At 71.0% G+C, this 23,524-nt stretch carries 22 protein-coding genes; 6 read left to right on the forward strand and 16 right to left on the reverse strand.

Translation table 11 applies throughout. The features are described from left to right. Nucleotides 1-885 (forward strand): hypothetical protein, encoded by an 885-nt coding sequence (locus ACFYY7_RS18850; protein WP_388662749.1) that lies wholly within the window; start codon nt 1-3, stop codon nt 883-885. Between the two features lie 82 nt (nt 886-967). On the opposite strand, the gene ACFYY7_RS18855 is transcribed toward ACFYY7_RS18850, so the two are convergent. Further along, a complete protein-coding gene (locus ACFYY7_RS18855) occupies nt 968-2,125 on the reverse strand; it encodes an acyl-CoA dehydrogenase (RefSeq protein ID WP_266733788.1) in 1,158 nt (385 codons plus the stop codon). 209 nt (nt 2,126-2,334) lie between these two features. Here ACFYY7_RS18855 and ACFYY7_RS18860 point away from each other — a divergent pair, with 209 nt between their 5' ends. After that, complete coding sequence (locus ACFYY7_RS18860) at nt 2,335-3,678, forward strand: UDP-glucose dehydrogenase family protein (protein ID WP_388662751.1); 1,344 nt, start codon at nt 2,335-2,337, stop codon at nt 3,676-3,678. Nucleotides 3,679-3,693: 15 nt separating this feature from the next. Here the strand turns inward: ACFYY7_RS18860 and ACFYY7_RS18865 are convergent, their stop codons facing one another. Then, nucleotides 3,694-4,203, reverse strand: a complete 510-nt coding sequence (locus ACFYY7_RS18865; protein ID WP_388662753.1) for a CGNR zinc finger domain-containing protein — start codon at nt 4,201-4,203, stop codon at nt 3,694-3,696. A 131-nt stretch (nt 4,204-4,334) separates the two neighbouring features. On the opposite strand from ACFYY7_RS18865, the gene ACFYY7_RS18870 reads away from it, so the two are divergent. After that, on the forward strand, nt 4,335-4,697 hold the full coding sequence (locus tag ACFYY7_RS18870) for a VOC family protein (RefSeq protein ID WP_266732418.1): 363 nt from the start codon (nt 4,335-4,337) through the stop codon (nt 4,695-4,697). Nucleotides 4,698-4,763: 66 nt separating this feature from the next. Here the strand turns inward: ACFYY7_RS18870 and ACFYY7_RS18875 are convergent, their stop codons facing one another. Genes ACFYY7_RS18875 through ACFYY7_RS18885 form a run of 3 tightly spaced genes read right to left on the reverse strand, consistent with a single transcriptional unit; the run spans nt 4,764 to nt 7,684 of the window. Beyond that, nucleotides 4,764-6,002 (reverse strand): dipeptidase, encoded by a 1,239-nt coding sequence (locus tag ACFYY7_RS18875; protein WP_388662755.1) that lies wholly within the window; start codon nt 6,000-6,002, stop codon nt 4,764-4,766. Nucleotides 6,003-6,008: 6 nt separating this feature from the next. Beyond that, nucleotides 6,009-6,548: a 5-(carboxyamino)imidazole ribonucleotide mutase gene (gene purE, locus ACFYY7_RS18880; RefSeq protein ID WP_388662757.1), complete on the reverse strand. Its 540-nt coding sequence runs from the start codon at nt 6,546-6,548 to the stop codon at nt 6,009-6,011. Beyond that, the gene (locus ACFYY7_RS18885; RefSeq protein ID WP_388662759.1) at nt 6,545-7,684 is read right to left on the reverse strand and encodes a 5-(carboxyamino)imidazole ribonucleotide synthase; all 1,140 of its coding nucleotides are present in this window, start codon (nt 7,682-7,684) and stop codon (nt 6,545-6,547) included. The genes purE and ACFYY7_RS18885 overlap by 4 nt, the downstream gene beginning before the upstream one ends. Nucleotides 7,685-7,858: 174 nt before the next feature. Here ACFYY7_RS18885 and ACFYY7_RS18890 point away from each other — a divergent pair, with 174 nt between their 5' ends. After that, nucleotides 7,859-8,449: a GtrA family protein gene (locus ACFYY7_RS18890; protein ID WP_388662761.1), complete on the forward strand. Its 591-nt coding sequence runs from the start codon at nt 7,859-7,861 to the stop codon at nt 8,447-8,449. A 33-nt stretch (nt 8,450-8,482) separates the two neighbouring features. Here the strand turns inward: ACFYY7_RS18890 and ACFYY7_RS18895 are convergent, their stop codons facing one another. Both ACFYY7_RS18895 and ACFYY7_RS18900 read right to left on the reverse strand, forming a co-directional pair. After that, entirely contained in the window at nt 8,483-9,748 is a 1,266-nt protein-coding gene (locus ACFYY7_RS18895) for an ATP-binding protein (RefSeq protein WP_388662763.1), read from the reverse strand. A 51-nt stretch (nt 9,749-9,799) separates the two neighbouring features. After that, nucleotides 9,800-10,477 carry a response regulator transcription factor gene (locus ACFYY7_RS18900; RefSeq protein ID WP_072488330.1) on the reverse strand — a complete coding sequence of 226 codons (678 nt, stop codon included), beginning with the start codon at nt 10,475-10,477 and terminating at the stop codon, nt 9,800-9,802. Nucleotides 10,478-10,968: 491 nt separating this feature from the next. Here ACFYY7_RS18900 and ACFYY7_RS18905 point away from each other — a divergent pair, with 491 nt between their 5' ends. Continuing rightward, a complete protein-coding gene (locus ACFYY7_RS18905) occupies nt 10,969-12,459 on the forward strand; it encodes a peptide MFS transporter (protein WP_388662765.1) in 1,491 nt (496 codons plus the stop codon). A 136-nt stretch (nt 12,460-12,595) separates the two neighbouring features. On the opposite strand, the gene ACFYY7_RS18910 is transcribed toward ACFYY7_RS18905, so the two are convergent. The 6 genes from ACFYY7_RS18910 to ACFYY7_RS18935 all read right to left on the reverse strand — a co-directional run bounded on the left by ACFYY7_RS18910 (nt 12,596) and on the right by ACFYY7_RS18935 (nt 18,222). Further along, nucleotides 12,596-13,942: a hypothetical protein gene (locus tag ACFYY7_RS18910; RefSeq protein ID WP_388663212.1), complete on the reverse strand. Its 1,347-nt coding sequence runs from the start codon at nt 13,940-13,942 to the stop codon at nt 12,596-12,598. Between the two features lie 38 nt (nt 13,943-13,980). Then, the gene (locus tag ACFYY7_RS18915; RefSeq protein WP_388662766.1) at nt 13,981-15,156 is read right to left on the reverse strand and encodes a hypothetical protein; all 1,176 of its coding nucleotides are present in this window, start codon (nt 15,154-15,156) and stop codon (nt 13,981-13,983) included. Next, a complete protein-coding gene (locus ACFYY7_RS18920) occupies nt 15,153-16,169 on the reverse strand; it encodes a hypothetical protein (protein WP_388662768.1) in 1,017 nt (338 codons plus the stop codon). The genes ACFYY7_RS18915 and ACFYY7_RS18920 overlap by 4 nt, the downstream gene beginning before the upstream one ends. Nucleotides 16,170-16,255: 86 nt before the next feature. After that, nucleotides 16,256-16,921 carry a peptidase gene (locus ACFYY7_RS18925; RefSeq protein ID WP_388663213.1) on the reverse strand — a complete coding sequence of 222 codons (666 nt, stop codon included), beginning with the start codon at nt 16,919-16,921 and terminating at the stop codon, nt 16,256-16,258. A gap of 189 nt (nt 16,922-17,110) precedes the next feature. Next, nucleotides 17,111-17,632, reverse strand: a complete 522-nt coding sequence (locus tag ACFYY7_RS18930) for an ATP-binding protein (RefSeq protein ID WP_388662770.1) — start codon at nt 17,630-17,632, stop codon at nt 17,111-17,113. 221 nt (nt 17,633-17,853) lie between these two features. Then, nucleotides 17,854-18,222 carry an STAS domain-containing protein gene (locus tag ACFYY7_RS18935; protein WP_266732405.1) on the reverse strand — a complete coding sequence of 123 codons (369 nt, stop codon included), beginning with the start codon at nt 18,220-18,222 and terminating at the stop codon, nt 17,854-17,856. 283 nt (nt 18,223-18,505) lie between these two features. On the opposite strand from ACFYY7_RS18935, the gene ACFYY7_RS18940 reads away from it, so the two are divergent. After that, on the forward strand, nt 18,506-19,540 hold the full coding sequence (locus tag ACFYY7_RS18940) for an RNA polymerase sigma factor SigF (RefSeq protein WP_388663215.1): 1,035 nt from the start codon (nt 18,506-18,508) through the stop codon (nt 19,538-19,540). 162 nt (nt 19,541-19,702) lie between these two features. On the opposite strand, the gene hutI is transcribed toward ACFYY7_RS18940, so the two are convergent. Genes hutI through ACFYY7_RS18955 form a run of 3 tightly spaced genes read right to left on the reverse strand, consistent with a single transcriptional unit; the run spans nt 19,703 to nt 23,507 of the window. Further along, nucleotides 19,703-20,890 (reverse strand): imidazolonepropionase, encoded by a 1,188-nt coding sequence (hutI, locus tag ACFYY7_RS18945; protein ID WP_388662772.1) that lies wholly within the window; start codon nt 20,888-20,890, stop codon nt 19,703-19,705. 32 nt (nt 20,891-20,922) lie between these two features. Beyond that, nucleotides 20,923-22,308: a formimidoylglutamate deiminase gene (locus ACFYY7_RS18950; protein ID WP_388662774.1), complete on the reverse strand. Its 1,386-nt coding sequence runs from the start codon at nt 22,306-22,308 to the stop codon at nt 20,923-20,925. Next, nucleotides 22,299-23,507 (reverse strand): allantoate amidohydrolase, encoded by a 1,209-nt coding sequence (locus ACFYY7_RS18955; RefSeq protein WP_388663217.1) that lies wholly within the window; start codon nt 23,505-23,507, stop codon nt 22,299-22,301. Before ACFYY7_RS18955 ends, ACFYY7_RS18950 begins: the two co-directional genes overlap by 10 nt. Nucleotides 23,508-23,524: the final 17 nt, after the last annotated feature.

A 23,524-nucleotide genomic window follows, 5' to 3' on the forward strand; every position in this document is an offset into this window, starting at 1 on the left:
ATGGTCAGCTCGCCCCACGAGGCAATGCACCGCATCTTCCAGGAGTACCCCGGTCTCTTCTCCCGCGTCTCCGAGGTGCTCGGAGTCGACATCCCACCACCCACCTCGGCCACCGCGCTGCCCACCGACCTCACCGAAGCCCGCCCCGTGGAACGCCGGGTGGACACCCTCCTGCGAATCGAGACAGAGCACGACGGGCCCTTCCTCCTCGCCATCGAGGCCCAGGGCAAGAAGGACCCGCGCAAGACCGCCAGCTGGCCGTACTACGTCAGCTATCTCCACAACAGGTATGGGCTGCCCATCCTGTTACTGGTCGTCTGCCAGGACCACGCCACCGCCGAATGGGCCGCACGCCCCATCTCCATCGGTGTCCGTCAATGGCAGACGCTCGCCCTGAACCCCCTCGTCGCGGGCCCGCACAACATGCCTGTCATCACCGATGTGGCCGAAGCCCGCAAAGACCTCGCACTCGCCACACTGGCCGCCATCACACACGCCGACAATCCGGACGTCGGTGCCATACTGAAAACCCTGTCAGCCGCACTGCGGGACACACCGGAAGCAATCGCCGACCCCATCGTCGAACTCACCGCACAGGGCCTGGGCAACCGCCCGGCCGCACAACAGTGGAGGAATCTGGTGGCCGTGGACACGTCTTTCAACAAGTCCTTCATGTCGGAAGAAATCCGGGACGAAGGCCGGGCCGAAGGCCGGGTGGAAGGTCGGGTGGAAGGCCTCTTGCTGGTCCTCGAAGCACGTGGCATCGCCCTTGCCGACGAGGCCCGCGAGAGGATCACAAGCTGCGATGACCCCCAACTCCTGCGCCAGTGGCTGAACCGCGCCGCCACCGCCGCCACCATCGAGGAAGTGTTCACCGGGAAGTGAGCCGCCCCCGGTCTCCCCGCCACATACACGCGTCCGGCCCCCGATGAATGCATCGGGGGCCGGACGCGTGAAGCAATGACCGCTACGGCAGGTTCCTCGCCATGACGATGCGCTGAACCTGATTCGTGCCCTCATAAATCTGAGTGATCTTCGCGTCGCGCATCATCCGCTCCACCGGGTAGTCCCGCGTGTAGCCGTAGCCGCCGAGCAGCTGGACCGCGTCCGTGGTGATCTCCATCGCGACGTCGGAGGCGAAGCACTTGGCCGCGGCGCCGAAGAAGGTGAGGTCGCCGTCGAGGCGTTCGGACTTGGCGGCGGCGGAGTAGGTGAGCTGGCGGGCCGCCTCCAGCTTCATGGCCATGTCGGCGAGCATGAACTGGATGCCCTGGAAGTCGGCGATCGGCTTGCCGAACTGCTTGCGCTCCTGGACGTAGCCCTTGGCGTAGTCGAGGGCGCCCTGGGCGATGCCGAGGGCCTGGGCCGCGATGGTGATGCGGGTGTGGTCCAGGGTCTTCATCGCGGTGGCGAAGCCGGTGCCCTCCTCGCCGATCATGCGGTCGGCGGGGATGCGGACGTTGTCGAAGTAGACCTCGCGGGTCGGGGACCCCTTGATGCCGAGCTTCTTCTCCGGGGCGCCGAAGGAGACGCCCTCGTCCGACTTCTCGACGACGAAGGCCGAGATGCCCTTGGAGCGCTTGGTCGGGTCGGTGACGGCCATGACCGTGTAGTACTCGGAGACGCCCGCGTTGGTGATCCAGCGCTTCACACCGTTGAGGACCCAGAAGTCGCCGTCACGGACCGCACGGGTCTTCATGCCGGCCGCGTCCGAGCCCGCGTCGGGCTCGGAGAGGCAGTACGAGAACATGCCGTCGCCCTTGGCGAGCGGGCCCAGGTACTTCTTCTTCAGGTCCTCGGAGCCGGAGAGGATCACCGGGAGGGAACCGAGCTTGTTCACGGCCGGGATGAGGGAGGAGGAGGCGCAGACACGGGCCACCTCCTCGATCACGATGACCGTGGCGAGGGCGTCGGCGCCCGCGCCGCCGTACTGCTCGGGTACGTGCACCGCGTGCAGGTCCGCCGCGGTCAGGGCGTCCAGCGCCTCCTGCGGGAAGCGCGCCTCCTCGTCGACCGCCGCCGCGTGCGGGGCGATCTTCGCCTCGGCGAGCGCGCGCACCGTCTCCCGGAGCATCTCGTGCTCCTCGGCCGGACGGTACAGGTCGAAATCGGTCGAACCCGCCAAGACGCTCACTCCCCAAGACGCTAACTACCGTTAAGTAACCCAATTTTAGAGCGCTGCTCCCGCAATGGCCTATGCAAAGCCCGCGTGAGCTTCACGACAGGGGTCCGAAAGGGGTGGGCGAGGCTGTGCGGGCAGCCGGAAACCGGGCCTTCGGGAGCACGACTATGCTCGTTCACCGCACGTCTGTCCGCATCTCCCAGGAGCGTTCCATGGCCCTCAGGATCACTGTGATCGGCACCGGCTACCTCGGCGCCACCCACGCCGCGGCCATGGCGGAGCTGGGCTTCGAAGTGCTCGGCCTCGATGTCGTGCCCGAGAAGATCGAGATGCTGGCCACCGGCAGGGTCCCGATGTACGAACCGGGCCTGGAGGAGTTGCTGCGCAAGCACGTCGAGGGCATCGAGGGGTCCACGGGGCGGCTGCGGTTCACCACCTCCCCGGAAGAGGTGGCGGCCTTCGGCGATGTGCACTTCGTCTGTGTGAACACTCCGCAGAAGCACGGTGAGTACGCCTGCGACATGAGTTACGTGGACGCCGCCTTCGAGTCGCTGGCGCCGCACCTGACCCGCCCCGCGCTGGTCGTCGGGAAGTCGACCGTCCCGGTGGGCTCGGCCACCCGGCTCGCGGCGCGGCTGGCGGAGCTGGCACCCGCGGGTGCCGACGCGGAGCTGGCCTGGAACCCGGAGTTCCTGCGCGAGGGCTTCGCCGTGAACGACACCCTGCACCCGGACCGGATCGTCGTCGGGGTGGCGAGCGAGCGGGCCGAGAAGCTGCTGCGCGAGGTGTACGCGGTGCCGGTCGCCGAGGGGTCGCCGTTCGTGGTGACGGACTTCCCGACCGCCGAGCTGGTGAAGACCGCGGCCAACTCCTTCCTGGCCACGAAGATCTCGTTCATCAACGCCATGGCGGAGGTCTGCGAGGCCGCCGACGGCGACGTCAAGAAGCTGGCCGAGGCGATCGGGCACGACGAGCGGATCGGCTCGAAGTTCCTGCGGGCCGGGATCGGCTTCGGCGGCGGCTGCCTGCCGAAGGACATCCGGGCCTTCATGGCGCGCGCCGGTGAACTGGGCGCGGACCAGGCCCTGACCTTCCTCCGCGAGGTCGACTCGATCAACATGCGGCGCCGCGGCCACATGGTGGAGCTGGCCCGGGAGGCCGTGGGCGGCGATTCGTTCCTCGGCAAGCGGGTGGCGGTGCTGGGCGCGACGTTCAAGCCGGACTCGGACGACGTACGGGACTCGCCGGCGCTGAACGTGGCCGGGCAGATCCACCTCCAGGGCGGCCAGGTCACCGTCTTCGACCCGAAGGGCATGGGCAACGCCCGGCGGCTCTTCCCGACCCTCGGTTACGCGGACACGGCGCTGGACGCGGTGCGTGGCGCCGATGTGGTGCTGCATCTGACGGAGTGGCGGGAATTCCGCGAGCTGGACCCGGCGGCGCTCGGCGAGGTCGCGTCCCGCCGGATCATCCTGGACGGCCGCAACGCGCTCGACAGCGAGCTGTGGCGCGAGGCCGACTGGACGTACCGGGCGATGGGGCGTCCGACGGCCTGAGCCGGGGAACAGACCTCAGCCGCGCTTCGCGCGGTAGGTGCGCATCTTGGCGCGGGCGCCGCACACCGACATCGAGCACCAGCGGCGGCGCCCCGCCGGGCTGCGGTCGTAGTACGCCCAGCGGCAGTCCTCCGCCTCGCACGCCTTGAGCCGGGCCCAGGTGCCCTCGGCCGCCGCGGTGGCGATGGCCGCGGCGACGCGGGCGGACAGCCCGGCCGGCTCGGTGGCGGGGCGCAGTGCGGCGGTGCCCGCCGCGTCCACGGTGACGCGCAGGGGGGCTTCCGCGAGGAGCCGGTCGAGCGGGGACGCCGCGTCGTCCGGCGGGCGGTGGCCGGCGTGGGCGAGGCAGGCGGTACGGAGCGCCTCGCGCAGGTCCCGGGCTTCGGGGACGTCCCGTTCGGTGAGGCCGAAGGCGGCGCGTCCGTCCGCCGTGTCGAGAGTGTCCGCGCCCGTCTCGACGTCCAGCGTGTTGACCAGGGCCTCGATCAGTGCGAGTTCCCCGGGCGCGGGTTCCTTCTCAGTCATGACTGCGACCTCACGATTTCGACCTCATGGTTGCGACGTTACCTCCTGTGCGGCAGCATGCAGTAACGGTTACCGGTTGAGCCCGTGAAGCGGTAACCGGCCGTATCCGTCTGTCCGGAGGAGGAATTGTCATGGCTGTCGCCACACTGGGTGCCGTCGTCCTGGACTGCCCCGACCCTGCCGCGCTCGCCGGTTTCTACGCCGGGCTGCTCGGCGGGGAGATCGTGCCCGGCGGGGACGACTGGCTGGAGCTGACCGGGACCGGGGGCACGGTTCTCGCGTTCCAGGCCGCGCCCGGCTTCGTACCGCCGCGGTGGCCGAGTGCGGAAGCCTCGCAGCAGGTCCACCTGGATCTGACCGTGCCGGATCTGGACGCGGCGGAGAAGGAGGCGCTCGCGCTGGGCGCCACCGTGCTGGAGGCGGAGGACCGGGAGCGGAGTTTCCGGGTGTACGCGGATCCCGCGGGGCACCCGTTCTGCCTCTGCGCGGGATGACGGACGGCTGCGCGGGACTGGACACGGCGCGTGGGGCGCCCCGGAGGGCGCCCCAAGTGCTGTGCCTCAGACGGCCGGGCCGTCCAGCTGCTCGATCGTGGCGTGCGAGGGGCCGCGGCGGGTGCGCAGCTCGCGCGCCACGTCCTCGGCGTCGCGCAGCACCCGTACGGCGTTCCGCCAGGTGAGCTTGGCGAGGTCGGCGGCGGACCAGCCTCGGCCGAGCAGCTCCGCGATCAGGTTCGGGTAGCCGGCGACGTCCTGGAGGCCCTGGGGGAGGAAGGCGGTTCCGTCGTAGTCGCCGCCGATGCCGATGTGGTCGATGCCGGCGACCTCGCGCATGTGGTCGAGGTGGTCGGCGATGGTCGCCACGGTGGCCATCGGGCGCGGGTGGGCCGCCTCGAAGTCGGCGTGGACCCTCATGGCCTGCGCGGTGGTGTCGAGGTGGTGCAGGCCGTGCGCGCGCATGTTCTGGTCCGCGGCCAGGGTCCAGGCGACCGCCTCGGGCAGGACGAACTTCGGCACGAAGGTCGCCATGGCGATGCCGCCGTTGGCCGGGAGCCGGCCGAGGACGTCGTCGGGGATGTTGCGCGGGTGGTCGCAGATCGCCCGCGACGAGGAGTGCGAGAAGATCACCGGCGCCGTGGAGGTGTCGAGCGCGTCGCGCATCGTGGTGGCCGCCACGTGGGAGAGGTCGACCAGCATGCCGGTGCGGTTCATCTCCCGTACGACCTCGTGGCCGAACGGCGAGAGGCCGCCGACTCCGGGCCTGTCGGTCGCCGAGTCCGCCCACGCGATGTTGTCGTTGTGCGTGAGCGTCATGTAGCGGACGCCCAGGGTGTGCAGGGCGCGCAGGGTGCCCAGCGAGTTGTTGATGGAGTGGCCGCCCTCGGCGCCCATCAGGGAGGCGATGCGGCCCTCGGCGCGGGCCGCTTCCATGTCGTCGGCGGTCAGGGCGCGCCGCAGGTCGGCGGGGTGGCGGCCGATCAGCTCGGCGACCACGTCGATCTGTTCCAGGGTGGCGCTGACGGCCTCGTCGCCCGCCATGTCCGACCGTACGTAGACGGACCAGAACTGGGCGCCGACGCCGCCCGCGCGCAGCCGCGGGACGTCGGTGTGCAGATGGGCGGACTGGTCGGTGGCGATGTCACGGGCGTCGAGGTCGTAGCCGACCTGTTCGCGCAGCGCCCACGGCAGGTCGTTGTGGCCGTCGACGACGGGGTACTGGGCGAGGAGCTCCCTCGCCCGCCCCAGCCGGTCCGCCTGCCGCACCTGCCCCGTCTGCTCCGTCTGCCGCGCCTGCTCCACCGTCGCCTACTTTCCGAAGCCGAAGGAGTCGGCGCCCTGGACCTTGCTGCGGAGCCGCTTGCCCTTCTCCGTCGCCTGGTCGTTGAGCTCTTGCTGGAACTCCTGCATCCGGGCCAGCAGCTCGGCGTCGTGGGCGGCGAGGATCCGGGCGGCGAGCAGACCGGCGTTGCGCGCGCCGCCGACCGACACGGTCGCGACCGGCACACCGGCGGGCATCTGCACGATGGAGAGCAGGCTGTCCATGCCGTCCAGGTACTTCAGCGGGACCGGTACGCCGATGACCGGCAGCGGGGTCACGGAGGCGAGCATGCCGGGGAGGTGGGCGGCACCGCCCGCGCCCGCGACGATAGCCTTCAGGCCGCGGCCGGCCGCCTGCTCGCCGTACGCGATCATCTCGTGCGGCATGCGGTGGGCGGAGACGACGTCGACCTCGTAGGGGATCTCGAACTCGTCGAGGGCCTTGGCCGCTGCTTCCATGACGGGCCAGTCGGAGTCCGAGCCCATGACGATGCCGACGACGGGCGCGGTGGTGGCGGGGGAGGTCATTCGGTGATCGTTCCTCGCAGGTAGTCGGCCGCGTGCCGGGCGCGCTCGCGCACGTCCGCCAGATCGTCGCCGTAGGTGTTTACGTGTCCGACCTTGCGGCCGGGCTTCACGTCCTTGCCGTACATGTGGATCTTGAGCTGCGGGTCGCGGGCCATGCAGTGCAGGTACGCCTGGTACATGTCCGGGAAGTCGCCGCCGAGGACGTTGGACATGACCGTCCAGGTGGCGCGCGGGCGCGGGTCGCCGAGCGGCAGGTCGAGCACGGCCCGGACGTGGTTGGCGAACTGCGAGGTGATCGCGCCGTCCTGCGTCCAGTGGCCGGAGTTGTGCGGGCGCATCGCCAGCTCGTTGACCAGGATGCGTCCGTCACGCGTCTCGAAGAGCTCGACGGCGAGGTGGCCGACGACACCGAGTTCGGAGGCGATCCTGAGCGCGAGCTGCTGGGCCTCGCCGGCGAGGTGCTCGTCCAGCTCGGGGGCGGGGGCGATCACCGTGTCGCAGACCCCGTCGACCTGGATCGACTCGACAACCGGGTAGGCGACGGCCTGGCCGTGCGGCGAGCGGACGATGTTGGCCGCCAGCTCCCGTACGAAGTCGACCTTCTCCTCGGCCAGGACCGCGACACCGGCCCGGAACGGGTCGGCCGCGTCCGCCTCGGAGCGGACCACCCAGACGCCCTTGCCGTCGTACCCGCCGCGGACCGTCTTGAGGATGACGGGGAAACCGCCGACCTCGTCCGCGAAGGCCGCGGCGTCGGCCGGGTCCGTCACGATGCGGTGGCGGGGGCAGGGCGCGCCGATCTCGGTGAGCTTCGCGCGCATCACCCCCTTGTCCTGGGCGTGCACCAGAGCGTCGGGGCCGGGGCGCACGGGGATGCCGTCCGCCTCCAGGGCCCGCAGGTGCTCGGTCGGCACGTGCTCGTGATCGAAGGTGATCACGTCACAGCCGCGCGCGAAGGCGCGCAGCGTGTCCAGGTCGCGATAGTCGCCGACGACGACTTCGCTCACCACCTGGGCCGCAGAGTCCTGAGGGGTGTCGCTGAGGAGCTTGAACTTGATACCGAGGGGGATGCCCGCCTCGTGGGTCATTCTGGCGAGCTGACCGCCACCGACCATGCCGACTACCGGGAACGTCACTCCTCCAGGGTATCCGCCGTCCCGGGAAGCTCCGGACGACGCCCTCCGGCCGCCCCGGCCGGGCGGTCGTGTCACAGCATCGCCACACCACTCACGGTGTCCCCGGGCGGCCCTTGGCCGGGCTGGTTAGCATGGCCGGGTTGACGTAACCGACGGACGGGCTGAGCGATCACCATGAACGAACGGGGCGCACTGCGGGCGCGGCTGGAGCTGCTGGCCCGGGAAGTCGCCAAGTTCGGCGTGGTCGGCGCGGTCGGCCTGGTGGTCAACATGGCGGTGTCCAACCTGCTCTGGCGCTACACCGCCATCCCGACCGTACGGGCCGGTCTGCTGGCCACCCTCGTCGCCATCCTCGGCAACTACCTGGGCTTCCGCTACTGGACGTACCGGGACCGCGACAAGAGCGGACGGACCCGTGAGCTGACGCTGTTCCTGCTGTTCAGCGGGGTGGGCGCGGTCATCGAGACCGGTGTGCTGTACGTGGCGACGTACGGCTTCGGGTGGAACAGCCCGGTCCAGAGCAATGTCTTCAAGATCCTCGGGATCGGCATCGCGACCCTGTTCCGCTTCTGGTCCTACCGGACGTGGGTGTTCAAGGCGCTGCCCGTCGAGAAGCCCGCACCGGCAGTCGAGAGCCCCGCGCCGGCCGACGAGAAGCCCGCACCGGCCGTCGAGAACCCCGTGGCCGGTGGGGCCGAGGGGTTCCTGAAGCAGGGACGCACGAAGCCGGTGCCGCGGATCGGCGCGGATCCCGTACGGCGATAGCGCGCGCCCGCGCCGCGCGCCGCTCAGCGCCGCTCACCGCACCGGGCGTTCCGGCTCCTGCCGCTTCAGAGCCACCCGGCTGAGGAACAGGGCGAAGACCGCGGGCTGCTGCTGGAGCAGTTCCAGGCGGCCACCGTCCGCCTCCGCGAGGTCCCTGGCCACCGCGAGGCCGATGCCCGTGGAGTTGCGGCCGCTGATCGTCCGCTCGAAGATCCGGGCGCCCAGGTCCGGAGGAACCCCGGGGCCCTCGTCCGTGACCTCGATGACCACCTGATTGCCGGTGACCCGGGTGCGCAGCGCGACCGTACCGCCACCGTGCATCAGCGAGTTCTCGATCAATGCGGCCAGCACCTGGGCGACGGCGCCCGGCGTGCCGACGGCCCGCAGGCCCTGCTTGCCGGAGCGGACGATGGCCCGGCCCGCGCTCCGGTAGGCGGGACGCCACTCCTCGATCTGCTGCTTGACGACCTCGTCGAGGTCGAAGACGACGGCGGAGCCGGTACGCGGATCGCGGGCGTTGGTCAGCAGCCGCTCCACCACGTCGGTGAGCCGCTCGACCTGGGTGAGGGCGATGTTCGCCTCCTCCTTCACCGTGTCCGGGTCGTCGGTGACCGAGATCTCCTCGATCCGCATGGAGAGCGCGGTGAGCGGCGTGCGGAGCTGGTGCGAGGCGTCGGCGGCCAGCCGGCGTTCCGCGGTGAGCATCCGGGCGATCCGTTCTGCGGAGGCGTCCAGGACGTCGGCGACGCGGTCCAGCTCCGGCACCCCGTACCGCCTGTGGCGGGGGCGCGGGTCACCGGAGCCCAGTCGTTCGGCGGTCTCGGCCAGGTCGGTCAGCGGTGAGGTCAGCTTGTTGGCCTGGCGTACGGCCAGGAGTACGGCGGAGACGATGGCCAGCAGCGCCACCGCGCCGATGATCATCAGGGTGCGGCCGACCTCGCGGGTGACCTCGGAGCTGGACTCCTCGACGGTGACCTTCTCGCCGTGCTCCCCCTCGGCGGTGCTGCTGATCACCCTGCCCGTGGGGCGCTTGCCCACTTCGAGCGGGGCGCGTCCGGGCATCTCGACCAGCGCGTAGCGCTTGGTGTCGATCTGCTGGGACAGCAGTACGGTGGTGATCTGCTCGTCCTCCAGCAGTCGGCTCTCGACGACGCTGATCAGCCGCAGCGCCTCGGAGTCGACGCTCTCCTGGGCGCTGTTGCTGATGGTGCGGGTCTCGACGATGACGAGGGAGACGCCGAAGACGGCGATCACCACGAGCACCACGGCGAGCGTGGAGTTGATCAGTCTGCGGCGCATGAATACTTCTGCTCGTCGGCTCTTCCCGGAACGGTGGCCCCCCTCGGAACGTCAGCTCTTCTCGAAGCGGAAGCCGACGCCCCGTACGGTCGCGATGTAGCGGGGGTTGGCGGCGTCGTCGCCCAGCTTCTTGCGGAGCCAGGAGATGTGCATGTCGAGGGTCTTCGTCGACGACCACCAGGTGGTGTCCCAGACCTCGCGCATCAGCTGGTCGCGGGTGACGACCCGGCCGGCGTCCCGGACCAGGACCCGCAGCAGGTCGAACTCCTTGGCGGTGAGCTGGAGTTCCTCCTCGCCCATCCAGGCGCGGTGCGACTCGACGTCGATCCGGACGCCGTGCGTCGCGGGCTGCGGTGCGGGCTCGGTGGCGCCGCGGCGCAGGAGGGCCCGGACGCGGGCGAGCAGTTCGGCGAGGCGGAAGGGCTTGGTGACGTAGTCGTCGGCGCCCGCGTCGAGGCCGACGACGGTGTCCACCTCGTCGGCGCGGGCGGTCAGCACCAGGATCGGCACGGTGTGACCCTCGGCACGGAGCCTGCGGGCCACTTCCAGTCCGTCCATCCCGGGCAGCCCGAGGTCGAGCACGACCAGGTCGATTCCGCCCTGGAGGCCGGCGTCGAGCGCGGTCGGACCGTCTTCGCGGACCTCGACCTCGTAACCCTCCCGACGCAGTGCGCGGGCCAGCGGCTCCGAGATGGATGCATCGTCCTCGGCGAGCAGTACACGGGTCATGGAGTGATGGTAGTCCGCGCGGAGCGGATGCAGTGAGGTGATCCAAAAGCCCTGCGGGTCTGCGAAATAAACGGGTGGGCGCCTTTGAATGTGGGAGAACGGTTCCATCGGAACCTGTGATCCATCTCTCAAGTCCATTCATATCGGGCTCTGTCGTGTCGTATGGTGGCTCGACGCCTGTTGCACTACTCAAGGACCCTTGGGCAGCTTTTAGCGCCGAGGGTCTCTTTTGTTGGCCGACTGGTACCCGCCAGTCGCGGAATCAGTGAATGACCTGTGGCCGGGCCCGGAACGCGAGGATGCGTGCCGGGCGTGGATCCCGACACGGTCGGTCCCCGTCTCCTTCGGCCGGCTCCTTGGTGAGCCGGGCGGTCGGGGCGAATCCCCTCTCGGGCGTGAGGGGTGGGACGTACCCGTGCCGGTGCCGGCCTCCCCCCACCGGGCGCACCACGCTCACAAGGCGTCGCGTCCCGAGCACACAAGGATCGACCATGGCGTCCAGCCTGACGAAGGACCCGGCCAGTACTTCTGGATCCGAGAAGACCTTCTTCGGCCACCCCCGCGGCCTGGCCACTCTCTTCATGACCGAGATGTGGGAGCGCTTCAGCTTCTACGGCATGCGGGCCCTGCTTCCGCTCTACCTGGTCTCCAGTTCCGGCCTGCACATGAACGCGGCCACGGCCACCGCGATCTACTCCATCTACATGGCGATGGTGTACCTGCTGGCCATGCCCGGCGGCTGGTTCGGCGACCGGGTCTGGGGGCCGCGCAAGACGGTCACCATCTCGGCCGCGATCATCATGCTGGGCCACCTGACGCTCGCGCTGCCGGGCTCCGGCACCTTCTTCGCCGGTCTGGCGCTGGTCGCGCTGGGCTCCGGACTGCTGAAGGCCAACATCTCGACGATGGTCGGCCACCTCTACAACGGTCCGGACGACGCCCGTCGCGACGGCGGCTTCACCGTCTTCTACATGGGCATCAACCTCGGTGCCTTCGCCGCGCCGCTGATCATCGGCACCGTCGGCGAGAAGGTGAACTGGCACCTCGGCTTCGCCATCGCCGCGGCCGGCATGGCGCTGGGTCTGGCCCAGTTCCTCATCGGTACCCGCCACCTCAGCGCGCGCAGCAGCGTGGTCCCGAAGCCGCTGTCGGCCGAGGAGCGCCGTACGACCCTGCGCAAGGGTCTGCTGTGGCTGGTAGTGGCCGTCGTCTTCTACGGCGTCCTCGTCGCCACCGACGTCTACACGCTGAACTGGGCGCTCGTCCCGATCACCATCGCCGGTCTGATCATCCCGATCGCGGTGCTGGTTCGGATCAAGCGGGACCGGGACCTCTCGAAGACCGAGCAGTCGAAGATGTCCGGCTACATATGGTTCTTCGTCGCCGCGGCCGTGTTCTGGATGATCTACGACCAGGGCGGCTCGACGCTGTCGCTCTTCGGTGAGTCCTCCACCACCAACAGTGTGTTCGGCCTGGACTTCCCGACCTCCTGGTACCAGTCGGTCAACCCGGTCTTCATCATGGCGCTGGCCCCGGTCGTCGCCTGGATATGGCTGGCGCTGAACCGGCGCGGCAAGGAGCCGAGCACGGTCGTCAAGTTCGGCTCGGGCCTCTTCCTGGTCGGCGTCTCCTTCCTCGTCTTCATGCTGCCGCTGACCATGACGACGGACGGCGACAAGGTCAGCCCGATGTGGCTGGTGTCGATCTACTTCCTGCAGACCGTCGGTGAGCTCTGCCTCTCCCCGGTCGGCCTTTCGGTCACCACGAAGATGGCGCCCGCGAAGTACGGCAGCCAGATGATGGGTGTCTGGTTCCTCGCGGTCACCGCGGGCGACTGCACCACCAGCCTGCTGTCGCTGGCGGGTGTCGACCTGAACAAGACCGGCATGGTGGGCCTGGAGGCGGCGCTCGCGATCGTCGCCGGGTTCGCGATCTGGATGTACCGCAAGAAGGTCAGCGAGCTCATGGGCGACGTGCGCTGACGCGCTGATCGCTCTCCGCCCGTACGCAAGGGCCTCCGCACCGGTCGACGGTGCGGAGGCCCTTGCGCCGTTGTCGCGGCCGATGTGCCGTTGTCGCGGCAGTCGCGGCCCTTGTGCCGTTGTTACGGGAGCCGGCTCACCTGGTGCCTCGCAGCCTGCGCCACGGGGTGAAGGTGAACACCGCGCCGCCCAGCAGGATCGCCGTGCCGGCGACCAGGCCGAGGGCGCGCAGGGTGCCGTTGTCCTCGGCCCCGGTGGCGGCCAGTCCGCCGGAGGCGGTGCCGCCGGCCGCGGAGGAGGAGCCCGCGGAGCCCGAGGTGGCGGAGCCGGAGGCGCCGCCCTCCTGGGCGGCGGTGTCGAGCTCCAGCGACACGGCCGCCGAGCCCTTCACCTTGCACGGGATGCTGATCTTCTGGCCGCCCAGGGTGACGTCGATCGTCAGGGTGCCGGGGCTGAGCGTGGACTTGCCGGACGCGCCGGGCTTGTACGTGCCGGTCATGTCGGCCAGGTCGACCGGCTTGCCCTGCTTCAGCGGTTCGGCGTTGGCGGGTCCGGTGACCTTCACCGAGCCCTTGTCCGCGCCGCCCAGGGCGACGTCCATGGACGGCTTGAGCGCGCCGGCGGGCAGGTCGGCCGGGCTGTCCATCACGCCCTTGGCCGTCTTGACCGTGAGGGCGTAGCTCCCGCCGCTCTTCTTGGCGTTGATCGTGACCTTGGAGCCGATGTCGGCCGGTCCCGGGGACGTACAGGTGAAGTGGACCGCGACCTCCTTGCCGGGGAAGTCGGTCTGTCCGCTGCCGCCGCCGGAGCCCGAGGTGGCGCCGCCGGAGTCGCTGCCGCCCGAGGTCGTACCGCCTGCGGTCGTGCCTCCCGAGGTGGTGCCTCCCGAGGTGGTGCCTCCCGAGGTGGTGGAGCCGGAGGTGGTCCCGCCCGCAGTGGTGGAACCGCTCGTCGTACCGCCCGCGGTGGTGGATCCGCCGCCGTCCGTGACCTTGATGGTCGCGCCCGGCTGCACGGCCTCCTTCGGGGTGCACTTGGTGTCCGTGGAGATCGGCTTGGAGACGTTGATGTTGTACGCGTCCGGCGTCAGCGTGATCTCACCGGCCTTCTCCAGCTTCAGCGTGCCCTTCATGTCGGACAGCACCATGGCGCTGTTCTTGGGGATCGGCGGGTTCTGCCGCGGCCCTTCCATCTGCACGGTGCCGGTGGCGGCGCCGCCCACCTTCAGCGTGCCGGTCGGCTTGACCGTGTCCGCGCCCAGATCGAGCACGTCGGGGTTCTTGGAGGCGGCCTCGACCGTCTTCCACACCACCTCGACGGTGTCCCCGACCTTGGCCTCGGCCGGCGCGGTCAGCTGCACCTTGGTGGTGCCCTGCACGGCCGGCAGCCCGGAGATGGGCGGCGGAATGCACTCCGTCGCGTACGAGACGTCGGCGGCCTGTGCCGGACTCGCGGCCAGCAGCATGCCCGCGCCGCCGAGCATCATCGCGACTCCCGCCGCGACCGTCCTGCGTTGCGTACTCACGAATGTCCCTTCGTCGTCGGTCTGTTCTCTGACGGTGCGGAATCGGGTGTGAACCACGGCAGCGCGGCCGTGGTGGCGGCCGGGCCGTCGGTGGGCGCGGCCGCGGGGTCCTCGGCGGACCCCGGTGCACGGCGCGGCTTCGGGTTCTTCGCGGTCTTCGGGGTCTTCGGGGACCTGCCGGTCCCCCGCCGGGGGCGGTGGCGCCGGGCGCGGCCCGGGGCGCGTGAGGAGCGGGGCCGTACCTTGTCGACCACCGCCATGCCGATCCGGAACACGGCGGCCGGCACGACGAGGCACAGCAGGATCCAGAAGAGCGTGACCCCCCAGGGGCGGCCGACCCCCCACGGCTGTTCGGCCAGCACCTTGCCGCCGTACTTGAGCGAGACCTGGTAGTCGCCGTGGGCGCCCGCCGTCAGTTCGACCGGGAGCTTGATCTGCGCCTTGCGGCCGGAGGCGATGGTGCCGCGCCACTGCTGTTCCTCCCACTGCGGGGCGAAGACGCCGTGCGCGGTGCCGACCTCGAAGACCGGGTCCTTGACGGGGGCGGAGCCGAGGTTGCCCACGGTGAGGACGAGCTGCCGGGCGGGCGGGGCGCCGAACCAGGTGAGGATCCCGCTCTCGCCCTCCAGCCGGGTGGTGGCGAGCACCGCGAGCCTGCCGCCCCCGGTCTCCTTCGGCAGCGCTGCTAGCGGGTGACCCGCGACGACGAACACGGCGTCGGCGGCGGCCTGTTCCCCGGTGACGGTGGCGACGTGCACCACGCAGGGGCAGGGCACGGGCGGTTCGGCGACCGGCATCTTCTTGCGGAAGGCGCCCTTGGCATCGGTGGTGACGGCCCGGCCCTCGGCGTTGGCGCAGGAGTTGGTGCCGCCGATCACGCCCCGGTCCTGCGTGGACCGTCCGCAGATCAGCATCATCAGCAGTGCGTTCGGCCGCCAGCCGCTGCCCTTCACGGTGATCTCACCGCCCTTGCCCGCCTGCTGCTTGGAGAGGGTGACCACGGGCTTCGCGTCCGCGGCCCTCGTGTCCGCCGCCCCGGCCCCGGGTGCGGAGAGCATCAGCAGGGCGGGCAGCAGGGCCACGAGCAACGCCACGAACGGCGCGGCGAACGGGCTCCCGGCCCCTCGGTGACCGCCGCTGCGGGGTGCTGCCGGTCCGGCCTGTCCAGTCACGATTCCGCTCCCGCCTTCGCCAAGTCCCTGCTCCCTGAGTCCTGTTGACCGCCCGGTGACCCCCCGGGCCGTTCTCCGGCACCGATATCGGCATCGCTGCCGGTGTCGGCTCGCCGCTGCCCGCGGCTCGATCGCCTGCGCCGGTACACGTACGCCCCCGCGCCCGCGCCGGCCAGGACCAGCAGCGCGCCGGCGGTCAGCGGTGCCCACGGGACGAAGACCGCGCGGGCCGTCGCCTCGCCGTGCGCGCCGCCCGCCGCCGTGACGCGCAGCCGTACGGTCGCCGAGTCGAGCGCGGGGACGTCCCCCCACGGCTCGGTGAGCCTGAGACGCTGTCCGGGCCGCACCTCCACCGGCAGGGTGCGGGCCCCGCGCCGCAGCAGCGTCCCGAACACCCCGTCCGCCCGGACGGCGAGCCGGGGGGCGAGGACCGCGTTGCCCCGGTTGACCAGCGTGTAGTGGATGGCCCGCCCGGACACGGTGACGTCCTCGACGGTGAGCGCGGCCAGCGTCGGCCCGCCCACCCGCAGCCGGACCGGTACGCCCACCGTGCGGTCGCCGCCGCGTACGACGATCGCGGCGGGGCGGTCGCCGGGGGGCGCGCCCGTCGGCACCGTGACGGTGAACGGCACATCGGCGCGGGTGCGGGCCGGGACGGTCACCTCGGTGGCGGCGGTCCGCAGCCAGCGCCCGGTCCCGGTGGCGCTCCCGTCACCGGGGCCGCCGCCCTTCTCGTCGTACGTGTCGGCACCGCTCAGCCGCACGGTGATCGGGGACCGCCCGGAGTTGGTGACGGAGATCCGGTCCTGGAGAACGGTGCCGGGCGGGCCCTCCAGGTAGACGTACGGTCTGCCGCCCGTACCGGAACCGCTCACCGCGGGCTGCGCCGTCCACGAGGCGGCGCCCGTGTGCGGCGGCGTCCGCGGCACGGCACCGGCCACCGGTGTCATGGCAAGGGCGCACAGCAGTACGGCAAGGGCGAGTCGGGCGGCGTGACCGGTCGGCGACGGCATGGGCGGCTCCCTGGTGCGTGACGGCGGCGGCTGGATCCCGGGCCCCGGGCCGCTCCGGTTCCGGCCCGGTCCGGCAGGAACGGCCCCTATCGGCCCGCGACCCCCTGCCCTCGCCTGGTCAGCCAGAGCACCCCGGCCGCACCGGTCAGCAGCACCGTGCCGCCCAGCGTGCCGAGCGCCACGGCCGAGTCGAGCGGACCGGTCTTCGGCAGCTGCCCGTCGTCCGGGGCGCTCTGCGCGTTGCCCGCGGCCGTCACATCGAGCTGGAGCGACGGTCCCGGCTTGTTGGTGGGGGTGCAGGTCGTCGTCGTACCGAGCGCCTTGATGGTGAGCACTCCGGCGGTGAAGTCGACCTTGCCGCTCTTCTTCGGGGTGTACGTACCCGACAGGTCACTGATCTTGATGGGGCTGTTGGCGGGTATCGCGGCGGAGTTCGGTGCGCCGGAGACCTGGACCTGGCCGGGGTCGGCGCCGCCCACCTCGATGACCGCGCTGGGGCTCATCGCACCCTTGCCCAGTTCCACGGGGCTGGAGGAGACGCCCTTCTGGAAGGACATCGTGAGCCGGTAGCCACCCCCGCTCTTGACGCTCTTGATGTCGATGGGCGACACGGCACTCTTGTCGCCGATCGGGGTCTTGCAGTTGTAGTCGACGTCCACGACCGTGGCGTGGGCGGCGGGCGCGGCCATCAGCACCACCGTGCCCGCCAGCGCGGACGCCAGCGCGAGAGCTGTTCGCTTCTGGTAGGACACCTGAGTTCCCCTCATGCCGGAAGTCGCCGCACGCCGGTTCGCACCGACGTATTTTTCTGACGACATATCAGATCGGGCGCTCAAGGTACGCCCGGTGCCTTATGGAGGGAAGACAAAGAGCGCGCCGATCCGGCGCGCTCCTCGGTGCTGCAATCCACGGGGCCGTACACCCCGGGGGGTCCGGCCGGCCTACGCGGGGGCGGCCAGCTCCGCCCAGACGGTTTTCCCGGACCGGCCGGGCACCCGCAGGACGCCCCAGTCCAGGCAGAGCCGCTGCACGATGAACATGCCGTGCCCGCCGGGCCGCCCGGCCCGGTGCGGGGTGCGCGGCGCGGGCTGTCCCGCACCCGAGTCGACGACCTCCACCCGCAGCACCTTCGCCGTGCAGGCGATACGCATCTCCTCGGGCCCGTCGGCATGCAGACAGGCGTTGGTGACCAGCTCGGAGACGACCAGCAGGACGTCCTCGGCGGCGGCCCGGCCGTCGGCGCTCGACGCGGGGAGCCAGCCCCATTCGTGAAGCGCCTGGCGGGCGAAGTCGCGGGCGGTCGGCACGATGCCGCTGACCCCGCGCAGCGACAGGGTGAGCCACTGCCGCTCGGCCGGCTCGGAGGAGGCCGCACCGGCGCCCGTGTCCGGGTGCGGCTGAACGCCGACGTCCTCCGGCTCGGGGCCGAGGTCGCCCGGCGGATGCTGCCGGGTGGTGCTCATCAGCGCTTCACCTCACCGATTCACCATGTCGCCATCGAACAATTGCATCGAACAGCTACAAGATCGAACAGTTGCAAGTACGGATTCAGATTCTGGTGGTCGCCCATGGCTCCGCCGGATGACTCCTGCCCGGCCGAATCGTGACAACACCCACTTCGTCTACGCGGATCGCGTGACACGGGCAACACAAGGGGCGCCCGGGGCCGCGAAACGCGCCGCGGTCACGTGTCCAGGGCCGCTTCGAGGGAGTCGTGGACGGTGAAGACCGCCTCGGCCCCGGTGATCTCGAAGACCCTCGCCACCACCGGCAGCATTCCGGCCAAATGGACCCCTCCCCCGGCCGCCTCCGCCTTCAGGCGGGCACCGAGCAGCACATTGAGCCCGGTGGAATCACAGAATTCGAGTCCCGAGCAGTCGACCACCAGGCGCACCCGCCCCTGCTCGACCGCGTGCTCCAGGGGCTCCCGCAGCAGATCCGCCGTGTGGTGATCCAGCTCACCCACCGGCGTCACTACCTCGCTGCGCCCTTCGGTCCGGACCTCGACATGAAGTCGACCCCGGTTCGCGCTGCCGACCGTCCCGCGGTCCATGCCCGTCCCTCTTCGCCGTTCGTCACTGCCTGCGCCTTCGCGTGCGCAGATGCGTATGTGCTGCCTCTGACGTTCTTGAAACATTACGCGGTCTGTGCGCCACGCGATACCCGAAGACCTCAACAAACCGGACATATAGCGTCAATTGGCGCTTGTAAGTGTCCGTCCGAAGCGGGTAAGGGTAGGAGGACACCCAAAACACGGCCGGCTTCGGAGGCGCCGCTTCACCGCAGGAACACGTATGGGCATCGGCAGCCATATGCCGAGAACGATGGAGGAGACCATGTCACCCCGGCTCGACGGACCGCGTCCCCACAACGCGACGTCAGCATGTCCTCAGGGACTGACCCACTCAGACTCCCCTGCCGCGAGCGCCGAGGACGGCACCCGCAGCAGCACCGGTACCGACAGAGGTACCAGCACCACCACGAGCACCACCACAGGCGTCATCACCACGGACGTCATCAGCGACACCGACCGCACCGATGGCTCCGGCCGCGGCGCGAGTGACGGTCTCGAAGGACTTCCCGAGATCCCGCCCTATGACGAAGTGGGGCCGCTGGACGCCAGGGCACTGTCGAAGACGCTCTTCGAGCGGCTCGAATCCCTCGAAGAGGGCACTCACGAGTACTCGTACGTCCGCAACACGCTCGTCGAACTGAACCTGGCCCTGGTCAGGTTCGCCGCCTCCCGGTTCCGCTCCCGCAGCGAGCCGATGGAGGACATCGTCCAGGTCGGCACCATCGGCCTGATCAAGGCGATCGACCGCTTCGAGCTCAGCCGGGGCGTGGAGTTCCCGACGTTCGCGATGCCGACCATCGTCGGCGAGATAAAGCGCTTCTTCCGCGACACCAGCTGGTCCGTGCGCGTCCCGCGCCGGCTCCAGGAACTGCGGCTCGACCTGGCCAAGGCGGGCGACGAGCTCGCCCAGCGACTGGACCGATCGCCCACCGTGGGCGAGCTCGCCGACCGCCTCGGCATCACCCGCGACGAGGTCGTCGAGGGCATGGCCGCGAGCAACGCGTACACCGCGAGCTCGCTGGACGCCAAGCCCGAGGAGGACGACCACGAAGGCGCGCTGGCGGACCGCATCGGCTACGAGGACCACGGACTCGAAGGCATCGAGTACGTCGAGTCCCTGAAGCCGCTGATCGCCGCGCTGCCACGCCGCGACCGCACGATCCTCTCGCTCCGGTTCGTCGCCAACATGACGCAGTCGGAGATCGGCGAGGAGCTGGGCATCTCCCAGATGCATGTGTCGAGGCTGCTCTCCCGCACCCTGGTCAAGCTGCGCAAGGGGCTGACCCTGGAGGAGTGAGCGGCACGCCGCCTCGTGGAGGACCCGTCGCGCGACCCGCGACAGGCGCCTCGCGGAAGGACCCGCCTCGTCAGGAGGCGGGTCCTTCCGCGTGTTTGAGCGTGGCTTACGGCTGCTTTGAGCGTGGCCTACGGCTACGGCTCTGCGACTACGGCCACGGCTCTACGACTGCGGCTCCCCGACGACGCGTTCGCCCCGCCGCCAGACCGTGTGGACCAGCGGGACGCCCGGCCGGTAGGCGAGGTGGACGTGGCTGGGGGCGTCGAGGAGGGCCAGGTCGGCGCGGGCGCCTGGGGCGATGCGGCCGATGTCCGTACGGCGCAGGGCCGCGGCGCCGCCCGCGGTGGCGGACCAGAGGGCCTCGTCCGGCGTCATGCCCATGTCGCGTACGGCGAGGGCGATGCAGAAGGGCATGGAGGACGTGAACGACGAGCCCGGGTTGCAGTCCGTGGAGAGGGCGACGGTGGCGCCGGCGTCGAGGATGCGGCGGGCGTCCGGCCAGGTGGCGCGGGTGGAGAACTCGGCGCCGGGGAGCAGGGTGGCGACGGTGTTGCCCTGGGCCAGGGCGTCGACGTCGGCGTCGGTGAGGTGGGTGCAGTGGTCTGCGGACGCGGCGTCGAGTTCGACGGCCAGCTGGACGCCGGGGCCGTGGCCGAGCTGGTTGGCGTGGACGCGGGGGAGCAGGCCCTTCGCCATGCCCGCGGTCAGGATCGCGCGGGCCTGGTCGCCGTCGAAGGCGCCCTTCTCGCAGAAGACGTCGACCCAACGGGCGTAGGGGGCACAGGCGTCGAGCATCGGCCCGGTGACCAGGTCGACGTAGCCGGCCGGGTCGTCGGCGTAGTCCGGGGAGACGACGTGGGCGCCGAGGTAGGTGACCTCCTCGGTGTGCCGGGCGGCGATGCGCAGGGCGCGGGCCTCGTCCTCGACGGTGAGGCCGTAGCCGGACTTGGTCTCGAAGGTGGTGGTGCCCTGGCGCAGCGCCTCGGCGAGGTAGCGGGCGACGTTGGCGGAGAGCTCTTCGTCGGTGGCCGCGCGGGTGGCGGCGACCGTGGTCCTGATGCCGCCCGCGCTGTAGGCGTGGCCGGACATCCGGGCGTTGAACTCCTCGGTGCGGTCGCCCGCGAACACGAGGTGGGAGTGGGAGTCGACGAAGCCGGGGATCATCGCCCGGCCGCCCGCGTCGACGGCGTTGTCAGTGGCGGGTGCTTTGCTTGATTCACCGGTCCAGACGATCCGGTCGCCCTCGATGACGACGGCCGCGTCCCGGATCGTGCCCAGGGGGGAATCCGCGCACAGGGAGGGGTCGTTGGTGACCAGACTGGCGATGTTGGTGATGGCGGTCGTCGTCATCGGGGTGTTGCTCTCCTTACTGGGTTCCGGCGTCAGCCGTGCAGGGCGGCCACGGCCGAGGCGAGTGCTGCGGGTACGTCCTCGACAAGTGCGTGCTGCCCGTCGCGGACAAGGTGTCGGCCTGCCACGACCGTGTGCCGCACATCGGCGGCGGAGGCGGCGAATACGACTGCTTCGGCAGCCAGTCGGGGCACCGGCCCCGCTGTTCTGACGGAGTCCAGGGCGACGGTCGCCAGGTCCGCGGGGGCTCCGGGTTCGATGACGCCCGCCTCGGGCCGGCCGAGCGCCGCGTGTCCGTCGACGGTGGCGGCACGCAGCAGGGCGGCCGCCGTCCAGTGGCCGCGCGCCCGGGTGCGCAGGCGCTCGTTGAGCTCCATCGCGCGGGCCTCCTCGAAGAGGTCGATCACGGCGTGGCTGTCGCTGCCGAGGGAGAGCGGCGATCCGGCCCGCTGGAGGGCGACGGCGGGGCCGATTCCGTCGGCGAGGTCGCGTTCGGTGGTGGGGCACATGCAGGTGCCCGTCGCCGAGGAGCCGAGGAGTGCGATGTCCTCGGCGGTGAGGTGGGTGTTGTGGATGCTGGTGGTGCGCGGGCCGAGGACGCCGTGGTCGGCGAGGAGCCGGGTGGGGGTGCGGCCGTGGGCGGCGAGGCAGGCGTCGTTCTCCGCGGTCTGCTCGGAGAGGTGGACATGGAGCGGGGCCTGCCGCTCCTCGGCCCAGGCGGCCACGGTAGCGAGCTGCGCGGCGGGCACGGCGCGCACGGAGTGGATTGCGGCGCCGATCAGGGCGTGGTCGGAGCCCTTCAGGAGACCGGCGCGTTCGGCCCAGGCGTCCGCGGTGGTGTCGGAGAAGCGCAGCTGGTGCCGGTCGGGCTGCTGGTACTGGGTGGGGCGCTCGCCGAATCCGGCGGAGAGATAGGCGGTGTCCAGCAGGGTGATCCGGATCCCGGCCTCGCCCGCCGCCGCGATCAGGGCCTCGCCCATCGCGTTCGGGTTGTCGTACGGGGTGCCGCCCGGCGCGTGGTGCAGGTAGTGGAATTCGCCGACCGCGGTGATGCCCGCCAGCGCCATTTCGGCGTACACGGCGCGGGCGAGTTCGTAGTACGAGTCGGGGGTGAGCCGGGAGGCGACCTGGTACATGATCTCGCGCCAGGTCCAGAAGGTGCCGGAGCCCACCTGGACGGTGGAGCGCAGGGCGCGGTGGAAGGCGTGCGAGTGGGTGTTGGCGAGCCCGGGGACGGTGAGCCCGCGCAGCACGGTGGCGCCCGGCGGCGGGGTGGCGACGCCGGTGCGGACGCCCGCGATCAGTCCGCCGGAGACGTCCAGGGCGACGCCCGGCTCGACATGGGTGCCGAGCCAGGCGTGGGACAACCAGTACGTCACGGTGGCGGGCCTGCCCGCCGGCTCCGTTGTCAGCTGCACGCGAGACCTTCCAGTACGTCGGCGAGTGCGACCACCCCGGCCACGCAGTCGTCCTCGGCCGCGTGTTCGGCCGGCGAGTGCGAGACCCCGGTGGGGTTCCGGACGAACAGCATGGCGGTCGGCACCGAAGCGGACAAAATACCCGCGTCGTGTCCGGCGCCGGTCCCGAGGACGGGTACGGCACGACCGGCGTCGCCACGGCCCGCGAGGATCTTGCCGAGCTCGTCGCGCAGGGCGTGCTCGAACTCCACGACGGGCGAGAAGGACTCCCGTACGACGTCGACGTCGATACCGGCCCGCTCGGCGTGTTCCCGGGCGGCCCGTTCGATGCCGGTGACCACGGCGTCCAGGCGGTCCTGGTCGGCGGCGCGGGAGTCGAGCCAGCCCCGGACGAGGGAGGGGATGGCGTTGACCCCGTTGGGCTCGACGGCGACCTTGCCGAAGGTGGCGAGGGCGCCGGCCAGCTCCGCCTCCCGGCGGGCGGCGAGCACGGTCTCGGCGTACGTGAGCATCGGGTCGCGGCGGTCGGCGAGCCGGGTGGTGCCCGCGTGGTTGGCCTCGCCCCGGAAGTCGAACCGCCAGCGTCCGTGCGGCCAGATCGCGGAGGCGATGCCGACCGGGTCGCCGCTGAGGTCGAGGGCGCGCCCCTGTTCGACGTGGAGTTCGACGAACGCGCCGATGCGCGCGAGCCGTTCGGGGTCCGGGCCGATGGTGTCGGGGTCGTACCCGGCCGCCTCCATGGCCTGCGGCAGCGTGATGCCCTGGTCGTCGCGGAGCCGGTGCGCCGCCTCGACGGTCAGCCGTCCGGCGGCGAGCTGGGAGCCGACGCAGGCGAGCCCGAATCGGGCCCCCTCCTCGTCGCCGAAGCTGCTGATGGCAAGCGGCCGGGTGAACTCCACTCCCCTGCTGCGGAGTTCGTCGAGCGCGGCGAAGGAGGAGACCACACCGAGCGGCCCGTCGAAGGCGCCGCCGTCCGGTACGGAGTCGAGATGCGAGCCGGTGACGACGGCGTCCCCGGCCAGGGGGTCACCGAGCCAGGCCCACTGGTTGCCGTTCCGGTCCACCTCGTAGGTGAGCCCGCGCGCCTCGGCCTGCGCCCGGAACCAGGCCCGGCAGTCGACGTCGGCCCCGGTCCAGGCGTAGCGCCGGTAGCCGCCGCTGCCCCGGTTCCGGCCGATGGGCAGGAGCTCCCGCCACATGGCCTGGAACGAGGACG

Source organism: Streptomyces sp. NPDC001933 (assembly GCF_042890955.1).
Classification (GTDB): domain Bacteria; phylum Actinomycetota; class Actinomycetes; order Streptomycetales; family Streptomycetaceae; genus Streptomyces.